Source organism: Chloroflexota bacterium (assembly GCA_018648225.1).
Taxonomy (GTDB): Bacteria; Chloroflexota; Anaerolineae; order Anaerolineales; family UBA11858; genus NIOZ-UU35.
On the sequence record JABGRQ010000022.1, the window covers coordinates 1 to 16,179 of the forward strand.

The window sequence follows — 16,179 nt, forward strand, 5'->3', positions numbered from 1 at the left end:
TGACAGTCTGACAAAATGGGTTTATGTAATTGGAATAGGCGAGATCAGGATTCCGGGGCCACCAGCAAGAAGAATGCTCCCATCGAGGAAGAGATTAATAGTTGCCCCCTCGTTGTTTATATCCGGTGGCGGTGACGGTGTTGGCGGTGGTGGTGGCGGATTCGTCCGTAACCACTGCGGCCCCTGTAACGCAAAGATGCCCGGTGTGGTCGCGGTAGCACAAGCAACGCCCTGATTAAACGTTGTTTTTAGCTCAACCCATTTTTCTGAATCTACCGCCCAATAGCGAATGTAGATATTATTTTCCCTGTTGGCGTAATCTGGCAAGGTAAAACAAACCTCGGTGGTAGTGCCACCAGCGAGAGGCACAAATGCTGAATCGTAGTTATACAATCCCATCGGAGGGTTTGGTATTGTCTCTCCTTGGGCAGCCACGGTCTTTGTGCTAAGCAGTGATAACACCAGCACTATGCCCGGAAGAGTAAGAATGCGTATCATTTTATTCATCTGAATGTTCCTCGTATAAAAACAATGTGATGAACCGTGGGACAACCTTATAGGTAAATGACTCTTTTTACAATAGGTTAGAGATACTATGGGCAAGGTGGTGGTAAAAAGTCCGCGCTTGACAAAATTGTATAATTGTATATAATAATTCAGCATACAATAATACAATTATACAAAGATACAATATTCAGAGGAGGCGTTATGCAGATACGAATTGACCTGCTCTCCAAAATTCCAATTTACGTGCAAATCATCGATCAGATCAAACACATGATCGCAACCGGAACCTTGAAACCCGGCGACCAGCTCCCCACAGTGCGGCAATTGGCAGCCGATTTACGAGTCAACTTTAATACCATTGCAAGAGCCTATCGTATGTTAGATGAAGAAGGTCTGATCTCTACCCAGCACGGGCGCGGCACGTTCATTCTCGCACCATCAAGCGAAGCCAATGGCGAAGCCCTGCGCCGACAAGATATCGAATGGCTGACGCGGCGTTTCCTCAATGAAGCTGCAAGCCTCGATTATTCAGCCGAGCAAGTTCGCGAAATTTTCGAAGAGAATATTCATCTCTGGCAGGAGGCCGGATCGCCGCCGCCAGAGCATAATGAAGAAGCATGAGGTGAATGATGAAGAACCCAACCTATCGTAGAATGAAAAAAAATGACAAGCCGAATCGCCTCAATGGCGTTGCTGGAATATTATTCGGCATTGCCATCGCCATTGCTGCCATCGGAACCGTACTTCTGGCTTTGAATCGAGCCAATATCTGGCTGACTGTCACTTTCCCGATAGTGATGACCCTGGTCAGTTTATTGCTGATGTACGCGCTTAAAATCGCCAGTCAGTGGGAAAAAGCCGTTGTGCTGCGTTTCGGCAGGTTCCGCGGCCTGATGGGCCCGGGCCTGTTTTGGATTCTCCCCGTGGTGGATACCATCGCCCAATGGATTGATCACCGCGTGATGGTTACACCCTTTAGCGCTGAAAAAACCCTCACCAAAGATACCGTCCCCGTAGATGTGGATGCAGTACTCTTTTGGATGGTGTGGGATGCCGAGAAGGCTGCCCTCGAAGTGGAAGACTACCAAATGGCGATCGCCTGGGCCGCGCAGACCGCGTTGCGAGAAGTTATTGGCCAGATGGATTTGGCTAATATCCTGGTGGGCCGCGCAAAAATGGACACGGAGTTGCAGCGCATTATCGATGAGCGGACTACCCCCTGGGGGATTACTGTTCAATCTGTTGAAATTCGCGATGTGGTCATTCCGCAAGAATTGGAAGATGCCATGTCACGGCAAGCGCAGGCCGAGCGCGAGCGTCAGGCACGCGTCATTCTGGGCGAATCCGAAAAACAGATTGCCGACTCGTTTGCTGAAGCATCGAAATCCTACATCAATAATCCGACGGCGTTGCACCTGCGGGCGATGAATATGCTCTTCGAAGGTCTGAAAGAAAAAGGCGCCATGGTCATCGTTCCCAGCAGTGCTGTGGACACAATGAACCTGGGCGGGTTGAGTGGCATGATCGCTCTGGCACAAAATACGCCCGTTGAGGAGTAATTTGCCAGCCTTCCGAGATTACTTGCTTTAAATCTCGGAAGGCTTTTCTGAAGAACTTGAAAGGATAGTATTATGGTCGATGCAACCGAATGGGAATATATCGTAGAAAACTTTGGCGGTGTGATGCGTGCCATCAAACCCGAAGAGTTTCAAGCCGGACTGAATGAGCTGGGCGCCGAAGGCTGGGAAGTGATTGCCGTACATCAAACCCAAAGCAGCAATAAGTTTTGGGTATTTGCCAAGCGTCCGCTGAGCGAAGCCGCCCGCCGTCAGCGAACCCGCCAGCAACGTGAATGGTAATAGGGAGAGTTAATCATGGGATACCACGGAGCGCATATTGCAGCAACCGCCGCGGCACACCGTCGCCGTCGATTAGAAGAAAAAGAGGAAGAAAGCATGACGCAGTACAATGATGATAATTTCGAAAAATGGGAATTCAAAATCGTCCGCTCGGACGCGGGGGCGTTTCGTAACCCCAGTGTACTGGCCGATTTACTCGAAGAAGAAGCGTTAGCGGGCTGGGAGATGATCGAAAAATTCGACAATCGCCGCATCCGCTTTCGCCGCCCGATTGAAGCGCGCAAACATGATGCCATGCTTCCTGATAACTACGATCCATATCGCACGCAATATGGCACGATGGCCACTCGCATGGCGGTACTGATGGGCGTGGTGATGCTGTTGTTGGGGCTGGGTGTCTTTGGGTATGTATCTTCAACATCGGGCGCCGCGGATGACTTTCCAGCCATTTTGCCCATGATAATCTTGATGCTGGTGATTTCTTTGGCTGTTGTTTTTAGCGTTGCGCGTTCGCGCGGCTAGTCAGCAAAGCAGGGCGTTCATACAGGGCATTGTTTCACGTGAAACAATGCCCTGTTGTTTTGAACGATTGCTCTCGGAGTTTCACGTGAAACCTGATATAGTAGAATTTGTATATTCGCACAGAAACGAGATAACGATATGGATATTTTTATACGCGCTTTGAATGCTCTCTTGATGATTGCCCTGCCACTCGTTTTGGCGGTTATATTGGCGCGCCGTTTGCGGGTGGAGTGGCGTTTCTTTTTCATCGGGGCAGGTGTTTTCGTCTTCTCGCAGGTATTGCATCTGCCGTTTAATTTCCTGGTGCTGAATCCGCTGTTGGTGCGCGTGGGGTTGACTGCTCCAGCCAGCGGTTTGCCCTTGTTGTATTTCGCGCTCATTTTCGGTTTTTCGGCAGGTATTTTCGAAGGGTTGGCGCGCTATATTGGCTTTCGTTTTTGGGCTAAAGAGGCGCGTGATTGGAAATCGGGCTTGATGATGGGGGCCGGGCATGGCGGCATTGAAGCGATTTTTCTTGGTATTCTGGCATTATATGCGCTGATTCAGATTCTGGCGTTGGACGGCAAGGACCTGGCAACGGTGCTGCCCCTGGAGCAAGTGGCCTTGGCGCAGACGCAAATTGATGCCTATTGGGCAATTCCCTGGCCGATGGCGCTGATGGGCGCGGTCGAGCGTATCAGCGCGTTGTGCCTGCATCTCAGCGCCTCGCTGCTAATTCTGGAAGCCTTTCGCCGTAAAAACAGGTTGTGGATTTTAACAGGGATCGTCTGGCACGCACTTTTTGACGCGGTGGCAGTCTATGCGGTGCGTGTGTGGGGCGTGTATCCTACGGAGTTGATCCTGTTCGTGATGGCCGGATTCGCCGTGGGGTTGATCTTTCTCTTGCGGAATAAGCCCGAGGTTGAGACTCCACCCGATGAGCCGCTGCCACCCCGGAGCGAGTCCGTCGGGCCTGTGCTTTCCGTGGAAAATCTTGAAGAGAGTAAATTCTCCGGGTAAGCGATGACAGAACATAGAATCGTTGTAGAGAATTTGAGCAAATCTTTTGACCGCGTGCTGGCTGTGGATCGACTGAGTTTTGAGATTCAGGCCGGGGAAATTTTTGGCTTACTGGGACCTAATGGCGCGGGCAAGACGACCACTGTGCGCATGTTGGGTGCGCTGATTGCGCCGACGGGCGGCAGAGCTTGGGTGAACGGCTTTGAAGTTGGGCGGCAAGATCAAGAAATTCGGCGCAGCGTGGGCATTCTGACCGAAGCGCCGGGGCTGTACGAACAGTTGAACGCCGAGCGCAATCTCATGTTTTATGCCCAGATGTATGCTGTGGCGGATAGAGCCGGGCAGGTGGAGCGTTATTTGCGCATGTTGGGTTTGTGGGAACGGCGGCATGAGCCGGTGGGCGGTTTCTCGAAGGGCATGCGCCAAAAGCTGGCGATTGCGCGGGCGCTGCTGCACGAACCGAAAGTACTCTTTTTAGACGAACCGACCAGCGGCTTGGACCCGCAAGCAGCGCGCACGATGCGTCAGTTTATCGCCGAGTTGCGGAGTGCGGGGTGCACGATTGTGTTGTGTACGCATAATCTGGATGAGGCCGATCGGCTGTGCGACCGGGTTGCGGTGTTGCGCAGTACGTTGCTGGCGCTGGATACGCCTGGCGCGCTACGCGAGAAATTATTTGGCCGCACGGTGGTATTTCATTTGCGCCAGGCAGAAGCGCGTTATGCGGCACTGGCCGCGGGCTTTGATTTTGTGCGCTCGGCGGAAGTTGTGGAAAACAAATTGGTGATTGGCCTGGATGATCCCGAAACGCACAACCCGGCGCTGATACACGCGTTGGCCGCTGCTGGGGCTGAAATTCAATTTGTGGGTGAGCTGCGTCGTCGCCTGGAAGATGTCTATTTGCAATTAGTGGAATCGAACGCGGATTAGAAGGAAATTCCAGTATGAAGAAAATCTGGACACTTATACAAAAAGAATGGGCTGAAGTTTTCAAAAATCGCTTTGTGTTCTTTACAGTCGCTTTTTTGCCGTTGCTTTTTACCGCTCTGCCGCTGATTATTCTCTACGTCAGTCGCTCGTCGGGCGATTGGAGCGGAGCGATGGCGATGTCAGATTTGCCACCACAATTTGCCAATTTGTGCGGCGAGTTGGACGCTTCGGGCTGTATGCAATATTTTATTGTCACGCAGTTTATGCTGCTCTTTATGATGGTTCCGATGATTGTGCCGATCACTTTTGCTTCGTATAGTATCGTTGGCGAGAAGAGTACGCGCACGCTGGAGCCGTTGCTGGCGACGCCGATCACGACGCTGGAGTTATTGGTGGGTAAGGCGCTGGCGGCATCGATCCCCGCGGTGGTAGCAACCTGGCTGAGTTTCTTCTTGTATATGATTGGAGCTTGGCTGCTGGCTGTGGACTCCGGGGTGTTGGCGAAACTCTTTGATCCCTTGTGGTTAAGTGCTATCTTTGTGGTGGGGCCATTGCTGGCCCTGGCCGGAGTCAGCCTGGCGGTGATGATCTCGTCGCGGGTTTCGGATCCGCGCGTGGCAGAACAAATTTCGGCGATTTTCGTTCTCCCGATTATCGGCCTGTTTGTGGGGCAATCTACGGGGCTGATTTTCATCAACGAGCGCATTATCCTATGGATGGCGTTGGGTCTGGTGGTTCTGGATGCTGGCTTGTTCGCCTTTGCTTTACAGCTTTTTCAACGCGAGTCAATTTTGACGCGTTGGAAATAACGCGGTTACAATATAGCCACGATGAATGATCTCTCCCATTTTCTACAGCGAATGAAATATACTTTTCAGCGCATAAGATCCTTGCTATGCGTTCTGCTCGTTTTCCCGTTTTCGATATTGGCGCAAGCCGAAAACGAGCCGCTCGTGGTCAGCCTGAGCAAAGATTTTGGCTATGCTGCTGGGGGCGAAATTCAGGGAAGTTTTTCGCTCAAGGTGCGCTCTCCCGAGGGGTTAGCGCGTGTCGAATATTATTTGGATGGCGAACTGATCGCCTCCTTATCTGAAGCTCCCTTTCGATATGAATTTAACACTGCCGACTTCGAGTTAAGAGAACATACGTTCTTTGCAAGCGGCTACTTTGTTGACGGGCGCCAGATACAATCGAGTGAGTTTTCGCGTATGTTCATCTCTGCTGAGCAATCCTGGAAAAAAGTTGGCAAGATACTGGTGCCGCTGTTGGTTGGGGTGGCTTTGCTCACCTTGCTGGGCTCTGGGGGTTCAGTTTTGTTGGGACGAAAAAAGGTATTCAAACTTGGCGAATATGGCATCGCAGGCGGTGTGATTTGCCCGCGTTGTGCTTTCCCCTATGCTCGCAATTTATGGGCGCCCAATATGTTGGTGGGGAAATTACAGCGTTGCCCGCATTGTGGCAAGTGGGCAATTGTGCCGCGGGCTTCAACTTCTATATTAGCTGCGGCTGAAGAACGTTTTCGTGTGCTGGGAAATAGTGAAATTGCACCAGCGAATGACGATGCTGAATATCGCAAGATGATTGATGACTCGCGTTTTGAGTCCTGATTTGTGGAGTTGACGATGGTAAAGAAAATCCCTCGCCAGTTGGAAAATTTGATTGAAATCAGCCTCACCCTGAACTCTACTCTTGATGTTGATCAAATTCTGGATTTCATCCTCAGCACAGGTGTAGACCTGTTAGAGTGTGAAGGTATCTCGATTATGCTTTACGATGAAGAAGATGGGCAACTTTATTTTACAGCCGCGACAGATACGAAAGTTATCAAACTGGGGGATATTCCGATTCCTTTGGAAGGCAGTATTGCCGGAACCATATTCAGAGAAAACTCTCCCCTTTTGATCAACGATATTGAAAATGATCCGCGACATTTTCGGGCGATATCCGAGCGAACCAATTACACGGTGCGCAATCTTTTAGGCGCTCCACTGCATATTCGCGAGCATACCATTGGGGTAATTGAAGCCACCAACAAGCATAAAGGTGAATTCGCCCAACAAGATGTGCAAATGCTTTCGTTTATCGCTGCTCAGGCAGCAATTGCTATCCAAAACGCGCAAATCGTAAAACAACTTCAACTCGCCAATGAAAATTTGCGTCAGGCCGACAAACTTAAAGCCGATTTTATGGCCGTGGCCTCGCATGAATTACGCACGCCGTTAGGTATTGTTTTGGGGTATGCAACATTTCTCAAAGAAGAATCGGCTGGCGAACTGGCTGAACACGCTGAGACAATGTTGAGCGCTGCACTGCGCTTGCGTGCTCTGCTGGAAGATATGACCAACATGAATTTGCTCTACACCGGAGAGACGCAACTTCGCATGGAACTTACCGCGCTGCAAACCTTTATCGAGCAAGCCTATGCTTTAGAGACACAGACTGCGGACAAAAATGAAATCCGCGTTTCATTCCATTTTCCAGAAGAAACTGTTTGGGTGCAGGCCGATGAGCGTTTGCAAAAAGTTTTTCAAAACTTGCTCAATAACTCCATTCGCTTTACCCCTTCACCCGGCGAAGTCGATGTTTATATTCACCCTGGGAATAATGATGTGATGATTGAATTTAAAGACAGTGGTATAGGTATTCCACAAGATCAATTAGAGCAAATCTTTGAACATTTTTATCAAGTAGAACACCATATGACACGCCGTTATGGTGGTTTGGGATTGGGACTTTCTATTGCTCGCGGCCTGGTGGAATTGCACGGGGGGCGTATATGGGCTGAATCGGACGGCCCGAACCAGGGGGCTACTTTCAAAGTGGTTCTGCCGTCCGCTTTTTCCTAAGCGCCGTGTTCCATCGCCCAAATCTCAACCGTTTGTTCCACCTGTTCCAGGTACATATCCAGGGCAGCAATACGTTCATCCATATCATCGCCAATAATGCCGAGCTGCTCACAAGCATCCAGCCAGGGCTGAGTTTCTGGGGCTTTATCGGGCAGGGTCGCTGCGGCCAATGTCCAGGTAGTGAGTAGTGGCCAGAGAACATCTTTAGGCTGGTTGCTGTTGAGTAGCGCGTCGAATGCATTGAGATAATATGCGCGTCGGTGCGGATGGATTTGAGGCGGGCATTGCGACGAGGAAACGTCTTTCATCACTTGATCCCAGGCATTTACCCAACCCTGCAACTGGCGACGATCTACGCGTGCGCCGCCTAATAAGCCCACCAGCCCGGCGTACATGCCCCCTTTATCCAGACGTTCTACGCGGTCTGCGTATGCAGGCAAAAACCGGCGCTCGCTGAGGGGTTCGCCAACCAAAGACGTCACCGCCTGTGCTGCTTGTTCAACAATCCCCAGAAACTCCAGGACGCTTTGGGCGTGGTTCCAAACGGGTTCATTTTGGAACTCAATCCAGCGGGAACGGGCGCTTTCGATTTGAGGACGTGCGCGCTGAATGATATGATCTTCACGGTGGAACATACCGCGCACAGTTGCAATGGTGAAATCAATAAAATGCTGTGGATCAAAGAGAACCTGCGCATTGAACAGACTCGGCCCCATTGTGGGATGCACGCGCAGCTCGCGCCCTTTTAGATAGTCTCTTTGCGGGTGGTGTTCAATATCGAGATGGATGTCATTGGTCAGGCGCAAAATCTCGCGCGGATTTTTGGGATCCCCACTATGAATGAACACGAGATCAATATCGGTGCTGCCGCCCAGGAGCGGGCTTTCGAGCAGGCATAGTGATCCTCGTAAATAAGCACCGATGATTTCGAAATTGCCGCGAGTCATCTTTTCTACCGTGTTTTCGGCAAATTGTTTGAGAGTTTCTGGTGTAATTTGCATCCGTTCTCTCCTCCTCGGGGCAGTATCCTGCAGATTATGCAGCAGCACGCCGGAGCTAGATCAGCAACTCGGTTTGATAGGGGGGTATATCCAGCGATTGTCGAATCCGATTCTCAACCCATTTTAGATCTTCGTTATTGGCGATATAGTTGAGATGGTCTGTTTCGACTACCAGCAAGCGCGGGCCATTGAAGCCATCGCTGAAAAAGGATTCATAGGCCTGATTGAGATCGTCGATATAGTTGCGATCCATATCACGTTCGTAGGGGCGATCGCGGTGGGCGATGCGCTGCATCAGCACATCGGTGCTGGCGCGTAAATATACGATCAAATTGGGCAAGATGATCTTCTCTGCGAGGGCATTATGTACCTGATGATAGGTATCAAGTTCATCGCCTTCAAGGTTGATTTCGGCGAAAAGGGCATCTTTCTTGAACGTATAATCTGAAATCACGCCTTGCTCTGGCGTGAGCAATTTTGCGACAGCGCGTTGCTGGTGGTAGCGGCTGAGCAAAAAGAAAATTTGGGTTTGAAAGGCGTAACGGTCGCGATCGCCGTAGAAATCGGCCAAAAAAGGATTTTCTTCGAAGACTTCGAGCATCAGTTTGGCGTTGAATGTGGGTTGTAGCAGGCGGGCAAGGGTGGTTTTCCCAACGCCAATTACGCCTTCGATTGCGATATACATAATCCCTCAAAGTGTGTAGATTGTTTGGCTGCCACAAAGGATACCAGCCTTTATGGGAGGATGCAACGGGGGTATTGACGAAATAATATTAATATTTATAATGATAATGATATGTTTTTTATCTACTAAAGTCGAAGCAGAGCAAAAAATGGAGGATAGCTATGCCTGGTCTAAATCGTGTGCAACTGATTGGTTATTTAGGGAAAGACCCCGAAACTCGCATGACGCCATCCGGCAAGAAAGTGTGTACATTCAGCGTAGCCGTCAGCCGTCGTTGGAAAAGCAGTGACGGAGTGCAGGAAGCCACCGACTGGTTTAATGTCGAAACCTGGGGGCGTCTGGGCGAGATTTGCCAGCAGTATTTGGGCAAGGGGCGCCTGGTATTTGTGGAAGGCCGCCTGCAAATCGATCGCGTGGGCGACGAGGGCGAAGCGCGTTATTTCACCAAAGTAGTCGCCTCGCAGATGCAAATGCTCGACCGCAAAGCTGAAGAGCCTGAACTCGAAGAAGACACCGACGAATAAGAACAACTAAAATTCGGCTTGCTCCAGTTTCAGCAGCCAGGCTTTGGTCTCCAGCCCGCCGCGCCCGCTATAACCGTGCAGCTTGCCATCGGCGTTGAGCACGCGATGGCAGGGAATCACCAAAGGGATGGGATTCGTGGCCTCGGCGCGCCCCACGCCGCGGGCTGCGCCTGGTGAGCCTGCCAATGCTGCAATCTCGCCATAGGTACGCGTCTCGCCATTCGGAATTTCGAGGGTAGCTTGTAAAGCTTTTTGCTGAAAGGGAGACATCACCGACCAATCAATGGGCAGATCAAACTCGGTGCGTTCTCCGGCGAGATAGGCGGCAATCTGACTTGTAAATAAGTAGGTGCGGCTTTCGTCGGGGGTAATCTGTGCCCGAGGGAGCCGGGCGGCCAATTCGGCGTTGAAAATTTCTAGCTCATCGCCCAATGAAATGGCAACCAGCCCGGCTTCGCTGACCGCTACCCAGATGATGCCCAGGGGTGTCGGGGGTGTCCAGCCAATATAGAGAACGTCATTCATAATTCATCACTCGCCATTCAGCATTTAATAATTTGTCACCATATCCAGCATACCGCGCTCGCGCGCCCGGAATTCGCACCAGTGGAAGACCACCGCCGAAAGCACGCCGAACACTATCGTCAGGCCGATGAGAATGTAGAGCAGTTGGGCGTTGCTGAAACCTGCCAGCGTAGGAAATGCCTGGGCAACCGAACCCACCAGCGAGCGGCGCAGCAGCTCCAGCCAGTAGGTGATCGGCATGATAAACCCGATAGGGCGTAAAAAGGCGGGCAGCACATCGAGGGGGAAAATCGCCCCGCTGAAGAGATACAACGCTCCAGCGGTGGCGTCGCCGATGAACCAGACATGATTGGCGAGCATCAGCGTGATTCCGGCCAGAATCAGCCCCATCATGGCGAGCATTATCACCCCGATGAACAGCGAGAGAAAAAACAAACCCCAATTGACCGCCGCCAAATCGATCTGAATATGCAGGAAAGCCACCCCGAACAGAATTGTAATCAGCACGGAGATTGAAGCGACAATAAAGCGCGCCACACCGCGCCCCATCAAATATGTGGGCATATGGATGGGGGCCATATACATATATTTGAGCGTTTTGTAGTGTTCGCGGTCGTCGATGATGGCCCATGAGATTCCGGTCATCACCTGCCCGACATACATATAGAAGGCATTGCCCAGATAAATATAGGGGAAGATGGGCGACTCGAAATTGCCCCCGGAGACAATGCTGTACATTACCACCAGAATCGCGGCCCCGGAGAGCGGCTTGATGATGGAATAGATGGCGAACAAAAAGGGGTCGGTCCAGTTGGATTCGATTTGCCAGCCCAGCCACGCCGCCATGCGGAACGAGCGGGTGAAGGTCTGGCGATCGGGGACTAGAGATTTCAGATTGAAGATTTTTGATTTTTGATTTGTCATTGCCATTTTCTACCGTCTGCTCTCCGTGATGCGTCCTTCGCGGATCGACAACCGTTCCATATAGGCCAGCAAGTATTTTGCCGCTGTCACGAAGACGACGCTCAAAATTGCCAGGATTCCGATTTCGAGGGGCACACTGAGAAAACCCAGCGCCGCGCCGGACTCGAAGACGAGTTGGCGCATCGCGTCCAGCCCGAGGGTGAGCGGAATAATTGAAGCGGAGGCGGCCACCCAAAAGTTGAGACTCTTGATCGGGAAATAAAACCCCGAGAACAGGTACACTGGCTCTTGCGCCAGATTGGAGAGATGCCAGGCCTCGCGGCTGAGCAGCAGGAATAATGAGGCGAACAGCATCCCCATACCGTAGAGCGCAATCATCGCCAGCGTGAAGACCAAGAATAGCTGCCAAAAACTGGTCACCTGATAGGGGATTTGGAATAGCCAACTGCCCAGAATGGTAATCGCCAGCGCCCGTAGCGTGGTCGCCACCAAACCGCCGAGCGCCATGCCCAGCAGAATCGCCATCATCGAGTTAGGGGCCATCACATACAGGGCCAGATTGCCCATTTCTTTTTCCCAATACAACTGGCTCGACATACTCCAGAGTACGTTCATCCAGAAGGCGGTCATCGCTCCGCCCATGACGACGAAGCCCACATATTCTTCCGGCGCACCAATCGCCTGGTAGACGAAGACATACGCCGAGACAGCCAGCAAGGGCATGACAATATCGAAGAACATCCACGATTTTTCGCGCTGCTGCCCAATGATGCGCGGATAGGCGCGCGCCAGCACCGTCTGGATGAAGAGCCGTGCGCCGCTATTCTTGGGGATGGTTTTATGGACGGTGAGGCTTTGGCTACTCACGGACTTCTATCTCCTGCATACTGTGTCCGACCAGATCGACGAAAACATCTTCCAGGGTGGGTTCGCGTTTCTGTAAATTGCGAATGTGAATATCGTTGGAGGTCAGCAGCGTTACCAGCCCGCCGAGGGCATCATCGCTTTCGAGAATCAGGTCTAACTCGGCAGCGCCATCCTGGGGCGTATGAGTCACTTTTTTGACTCCGGCCAACGCTTCGAGCTGAGTCACGTTCAGCCCGTTGAGGGGGCTGAGCGTCATCTTGAAGATGGCATCCTGCTGCAAACCGTGTTTCAAATTTGCCGGAGTATCACAGGCCAGCACGCGCCCTTTGTTGATGATCGCCACCCGGTCGCAGAGTTCATCGGCTTCGACCATGTAGTGCGTGGTGAGCAACAATGTGCGGCCCTCCCCCCGTCCCTCTCCCTGGGGGAGAGGGCGATTTTCATCTACCCATTGGCGGATGAAACGGCGCACATCGCGCGATGCGCCTACGTCGAGACCCAGGGTGGGTTCGTCAAGAAAGAGCACATCGGGGTCGGTCATGAAGCCGCGCACGATATTCATCTTTTGGCGCAGGCCGGTGGAGAGATCAGACGATTTGGTATTTTTGCGATCCTCCAGCCCGACGATTTTGAGCAGTTCATCGATGCGCTGGTTGGCGGCTTTGGAGGGTAAACCATAGAACTGGCTGAACATCCACAGATTTTCGCGCACAGTCAGCAGGCCATAGCCGGAAGATTCGCCGCCTGAAACCATGTTGATGCGGGCGCGCACGTTTTGGGCCTCTTGGGTGACATCCAGCCCGGTGACGCGGGCTATGCCCGAGGTGGGGCCGAGCAAAGTGGTGAGAATCTTGATGAGGGTGGTTTTCCCGGCTCCGTTGGGGCCGAGCAGCCCAAATAACTCGCCCGGCTTGACTTGCAAGTTAACATCTTGCAGGGCGGTCAGTTCCTGGGGGTCTTCTTTTTTTGCGTGGCGCAGCTTGTAAACGCGGCCTAATTTTTCGGTGTGAATGGCATATTCCATAGCGCGGTTTCCAATTGTTTGATTCAACACAAATAGCTATATATTTTGTGACTACTCAGTCTCGAACAAAACGAAGACCAATACAGAATTATCAAAAATATATAAAAAAGCACCAAGCTATCAAACTTGATGGGATTCCGTAGGGCAATCGTAGGTTAAGCGTCAAGCAAGATAACAGGCTTGTTGATATATTAACTCTTGAAGGGCGATTTCTCTTCTTCTCCTCCTTAGAGAGAGCCGGGTATGGCGAACCCGGCTCTCGGCGATTCTGGGAGAAATGCGCGCTTTTCAGGCGGGTGATTGTTCCTCCAGTAATTCCTGAAGTTGAACACGGTGCAGAATGGGGTGCATCACAGCATGTTCGAGCATGGCGTCGATACAGTAGCGCACGCCCCAATTCGATGCATATTCTGCCCGGTAGAAACGTTTTTCATCAACCTCAGCCAGGGGCAGCCGCCAACGATCGATCAGATGGGCAATATAACCCTCGGCCTGAGCCGCGATGACCTCAATTTCGAGCCGCGGCTGGATTTCGGGGTCAGGCAGTTCCAACTGCTTGCAGATCCATACCAGATAGCCTCGATCGGCGCTCAGCACATGTGCCAATAATGTTTCTAGCGAGACATATCCCGGATCGTCCGTTTCGGGCAGTTGCAGGTTGATCGCCTTCGCTTGTTGCCAGGCTGACCAAAATTCCAGCAAATACTGGCCGCGTAGGAAGACCATCGTGCGCGCCGCTCCGTAGCGATATTCGGGTAAGGTATTTTTTGGGGTTATCATTTTGATTCCTTAAAGAGCGGATTCCGCTTTCATGGTTTGCAGCCATTCGACGATGGGGGTCAGCTTGCGGAAGTGCGTGAAACTGAAGTCAATCAGCGCGGACGAGTGGAGTTGTTCTGGCAGCCCGAGGTTGATACCTGCCGTCAGGCCGCCATGCAGCAATAAGGCCGCGTTGGGGTGTTCGGGGTCGTAGCCGCGCGGCGTGCGTTTGTAAGAAATCTCACCTACATTGTAACCGGCCTGGGCTACGTTTTTGACGGCTTGCGCCAGGGTTGCACCCAATTGCTCGTCCACCACCGCGTCGCGATAGGCTTTGAGCAATGGTTTCACGAAGTTGTGGATACCTACAGCCAGCATCAGGTTTTCTGCATCCATGTGGAAGTAGTAGCCAGGGTTCTCAAACTTGTGCCCGGCTCCCGTCCAAAACCACAGCCCCAAATTTGTCTTATAAGGTGTTTTGTCTTTGCTGAAGCGCACATCGCGGTAAATGCGGAAGATGGATTTGTTAACGCGCGGATCGGCAACGATGCCGGGAGAAAGCTCGCGCAGGCGTTCGCCCATTGCCACAACAAACGCCCGTGCTGGTGACATCACATAGTCTTCAAAATCGGGTTTATGTGCATTGAACCAGGTCTTGTTGTTATTGGCTTCCAGCGCATTGAAAAATTGAATTGTTTCCTTAGGGAAACCCTTAAATGCAGATGTCATACACTGCTCCTTTTAGATAAATCAACTCCAGATTATAATCGAACTTATGTTCTGTTGCAAGAATTTCCAAAAGCGGTTGAACGGCAGAAGTGCGATAGAATTAGATACAATCATTCTATCATTCTGTATCCCGACTTCTGTTGTTGAGGACTACGCGCATGTTTTTGGGCAATATTAAAAATCTTATTTATTTGTCGCTGATTGAGGCCGGAGCAAGTTTCTTGGCGCTGTTGTTGATTCCCAGGGATGTTTCAAATTTTAGCATTTTGGGGTATTCGCCTGTACGGTTTGCATTTTTGGTAGGGGTTTTGGTATATATACTATTCTTATCGGGCGCTACCATATTTGCTCATCGCTCACGGGATTTTTCTCAGCGGGTGAAGAACACTTTAGAAACGCTTTATCAAAATGAAAATCGTACGTATGGCTTGTTTGTTGTTTTATTGATAGATGTGTTTCTTTGCACTGGGGTGTTGATAAGCTGGTTATTTGCACATCGGGGGTACTATCCTTTGTTGCTGCGCCTCAGCCCCATTGCTGCTTTGCTTGTATTTCTGGGGGTTCAAAACCTGATCTTTTTGGTTCTCCACATGTCAAAGGAACGACGCAATATTTTGCGCAGGAAACTTCTTGAGATTGCGCTTATTTTGCTTATTTCGACTGCTCTGGGCACTATAACAGTTTATATTCAAATTTGGTGGAAAGGATTGGATTGGCTAACTCAGGGAACTCAAATTCAGCGACACCAGGATGTTCTGGCCGGTGTAGCAGGGAATCCATGGCAATATCGGGTATTGGCAAATTACCTCGTGGAGACGATTATTCGGGTGCTGATAATGCTGGACATAAATCAGCCCGAAGCGGTCGGGTTCATTGGGCTTAGATTCATCCAGGATGTTCTTATTTTTGGAGTTGCTTCAGTTTATTATCGGTCGCTAGGCCTGAATCGATATACGGCCATTTTGGGCGTGGTGTTGCTGGCATCCGCTTTTCCGCCAGCGTATTATGATAGTGATTTACAATTCAACACCTACTTTGATATTCTGTTTTATTTAGCAGCAGGGCTTTTGATCCTGCGAAAAAAATACGGCTGGATAATTCCTCTAATGGCTCTTGCCGCGTTGAACAGGGAGACGAGTGGACTGATTCCGATCATGCTCTTTGGGCACCTTGTCTACCGCCGCCCACTGAAGCGAATTTCAATCAAAAACAGCATTATTTTTATGTCAGCGATGTTTGTGTATGGGGTTATTTTTTTCGGTTTGCGAACTTTCTATAACCCGCAGGAGTTAGTAATCCCTTATGGGCACCCACCGGGGTGGGAATTGTTCAGTTTTAATGTTCAAAGGCCGGTTACCTGGATACAGTTATTTAAAACGCTGGGGCTGCTACCATTGCTTGCCGTCTTTTCCTTTAAAAAATGGCCTAGCAGTTTGTCGGAGAGGCAAGTACTTTGACAACATAAATAGCCCGATGGG

General features: G+C 51.0%; 20 protein-coding genes. 11 read left to right on the forward strand and 9 right to left on the reverse strand.

Features of this window, described 5'->3' with window-relative positions; all coding sequences use genetic code 11:
* Positions 1–21: 21 nt before the first annotated feature.
* Positions 22–507 (reverse strand): hypothetical protein, encoded by a 486-nt coding sequence (locus HN413_00430; protein MBT3388854.1) that lies wholly within the window; start codon positions 505–507, stop codon positions 22–24.
* A gap of 201 nt (positions 508–708) precedes the next feature.
* Here HN413_00430 and HN413_00435 point away from each other — a divergent pair, with 201 nt between their 5' ends.
* From HN413_00435 to HN413_00475, 9 genes are all read left to right on the forward strand, one after another.
* Positions 709–1,128, forward strand: coding sequence for a GntR family transcriptional regulator (locus tag HN413_00435; protein MBT3388855.1), 420 nt, complete (start codon positions 709–711; stop codon positions 1,126–1,128).
* Positions 1,129–1,160: 32 nt separating this feature from the next.
* Entirely contained in the window at positions 1,161–2,066 is a 906-nt protein-coding gene (locus HN413_00440; protein ID MBT3388856.1) for a slipin family protein, read from the forward strand.
* A 72-nt stretch (positions 2,067–2,138) separates the two neighbouring features.
* Complete coding sequence (locus HN413_00445; protein MBT3388857.1) at positions 2,139–2,366, forward strand: hypothetical protein; 228 nt, start codon at positions 2,139–2,141, stop codon at positions 2,364–2,366.
* Positions 2,367–2,381: 15 nt separating this feature from the next.
* Entirely contained in the window at positions 2,382–2,888 is a 507-nt protein-coding gene (locus tag HN413_00450) for a hypothetical protein (GenBank protein ID MBT3388858.1), read from the forward strand.
* A 138-nt stretch (positions 2,889–3,026) separates the two neighbouring features.
* Positions 3,027–3,887 (forward strand): YhfC family intramembrane metalloprotease, encoded by an 861-nt coding sequence (locus HN413_00455; protein MBT3388859.1) that lies wholly within the window; start codon positions 3,027–3,029, stop codon positions 3,885–3,887.
* A gap of 3 nt (positions 3,888–3,890) precedes the next feature.
* Positions 3,891–4,817 (forward strand): ABC transporter ATP-binding protein, encoded by a 927-nt coding sequence (locus tag HN413_00460; GenBank protein ID MBT3388860.1) that lies wholly within the window; start codon positions 3,891–3,893, stop codon positions 4,815–4,817.
* Positions 4,818–4,831: 14 nt separating this feature from the next.
* Positions 4,832–5,626 (forward strand): ABC transporter permease subunit, encoded by a 795-nt coding sequence (locus HN413_00465; protein ID MBT3388861.1) that lies wholly within the window; start codon positions 4,832–4,834, stop codon positions 5,624–5,626.
* A gap of 51 nt (positions 5,627–5,677) precedes the next feature.
* Positions 5,678–6,424, forward strand: coding sequence for an Ig-like domain-containing protein (locus tag HN413_00470; protein ID MBT3388862.1), 747 nt, complete (start codon positions 5,678–5,680; stop codon positions 6,422–6,424).
* 15 nt (positions 6,425–6,439) lie between these two features.
* Positions 6,440–7,663 (forward strand): GAF domain-containing sensor histidine kinase, encoded by a 1,224-nt coding sequence (locus HN413_00475; protein ID MBT3388863.1) that lies wholly within the window; start codon positions 6,440–6,442, stop codon positions 7,661–7,663.
* Here HN413_00475 and HN413_00480 read toward each other — a convergent pair.
* Entirely contained in the window at positions 7,660–8,664 is a 1,005-nt protein-coding gene (locus tag HN413_00480; GenBank protein MBT3388864.1) for a hypothetical protein, read from the reverse strand. The two genes, HN413_00475 and HN413_00480, sit on opposite strands and share 4 nt — an antisense overlap.
* Before the next feature lie 55 nt (positions 8,665–8,719).
* Positions 8,720–9,349: a deoxynucleoside kinase gene (locus HN413_00485; GenBank protein MBT3388865.1), complete on the reverse strand. Its 630-nt coding sequence runs from the start codon at positions 9,347–9,349 to the stop codon at positions 8,720–8,722.
* 161 nt (positions 9,350–9,510) lie between these two features.
* Between HN413_00485 and ssb the strand changes: the two genes are divergently transcribed.
* Positions 9,511–9,873 (forward strand): single-stranded DNA-binding protein, encoded by a 363-nt coding sequence (gene ssb, locus HN413_00490; protein ID MBT3388866.1) that lies wholly within the window; start codon positions 9,511–9,513, stop codon positions 9,871–9,873.
* Positions 9,874–9,879: 6 nt separating this feature from the next.
* On the opposite strand, the gene HN413_00495 is transcribed toward ssb, so the two are convergent.
* The 6 genes from HN413_00495 to HN413_00520 all read right to left on the reverse strand — a co-directional run bounded on the left by HN413_00495 (position 9,880) and on the right by HN413_00520 (position 14,701).
* Entirely contained in the window at positions 9,880–10,398 is a 519-nt protein-coding gene (locus HN413_00495; GenBank protein MBT3388867.1) for a methylated-DNA--[protein]-cysteine S-methyltransferase, read from the reverse strand.
* 24 nt (positions 10,399–10,422) lie between these two features.
* Positions 10,423–11,322 carry an ABC transporter permease gene (locus HN413_00500; GenBank protein ID MBT3388868.1) on the reverse strand — a complete coding sequence of 300 codons (900 nt, stop codon included), beginning with the start codon at positions 11,320–11,322 and terminating at the stop codon, positions 10,423–10,425.
* A gap of 9 nt (positions 11,323–11,331) precedes the next feature.
* A complete protein-coding gene (locus tag HN413_00505; GenBank protein ID MBT3388869.1) occupies positions 11,332–12,063 on the reverse strand; it encodes an ABC transporter permease in 732 nt (243 codons plus the stop codon).
* Positions 12,064–12,181: 118 nt separating this feature from the next.
* On the reverse strand, positions 12,182–13,213 hold the full coding sequence (locus tag HN413_00510) for an ABC transporter ATP-binding protein (GenBank protein ID MBT3388870.1): 1,032 nt from the start codon (positions 13,211–13,213) through the stop codon (positions 12,182–12,184).
* A gap of 288 nt (positions 13,214–13,501) precedes the next feature.
* The gene (locus HN413_00515) at positions 13,502–13,993 is read right to left on the reverse strand and encodes a hypothetical protein (protein MBT3388871.1); all 492 of its coding nucleotides are present in this window, start codon (positions 13,991–13,993) and stop codon (positions 13,502–13,504) included.
* 9 nt (positions 13,994–14,002) lie between these two features.
* On the reverse strand, positions 14,003–14,701 hold the full coding sequence (locus HN413_00520) for a DUF2461 domain-containing protein (GenBank protein ID MBT3388872.1): 699 nt from the start codon (positions 14,699–14,701) through the stop codon (positions 14,003–14,005).
* A gap of 164 nt (positions 14,702–14,865) precedes the next feature.
* Between HN413_00520 and HN413_00525 the strand changes: the two genes are divergently transcribed.
* On the forward strand, positions 14,866–16,158 hold the full coding sequence (locus HN413_00525) for a hypothetical protein (protein MBT3388873.1): 1,293 nt from the start codon (positions 14,866–14,868) through the stop codon (positions 16,156–16,158).
* The last annotated feature ends 21 nt before the right edge of the window (positions 16,159–16,179 follow it).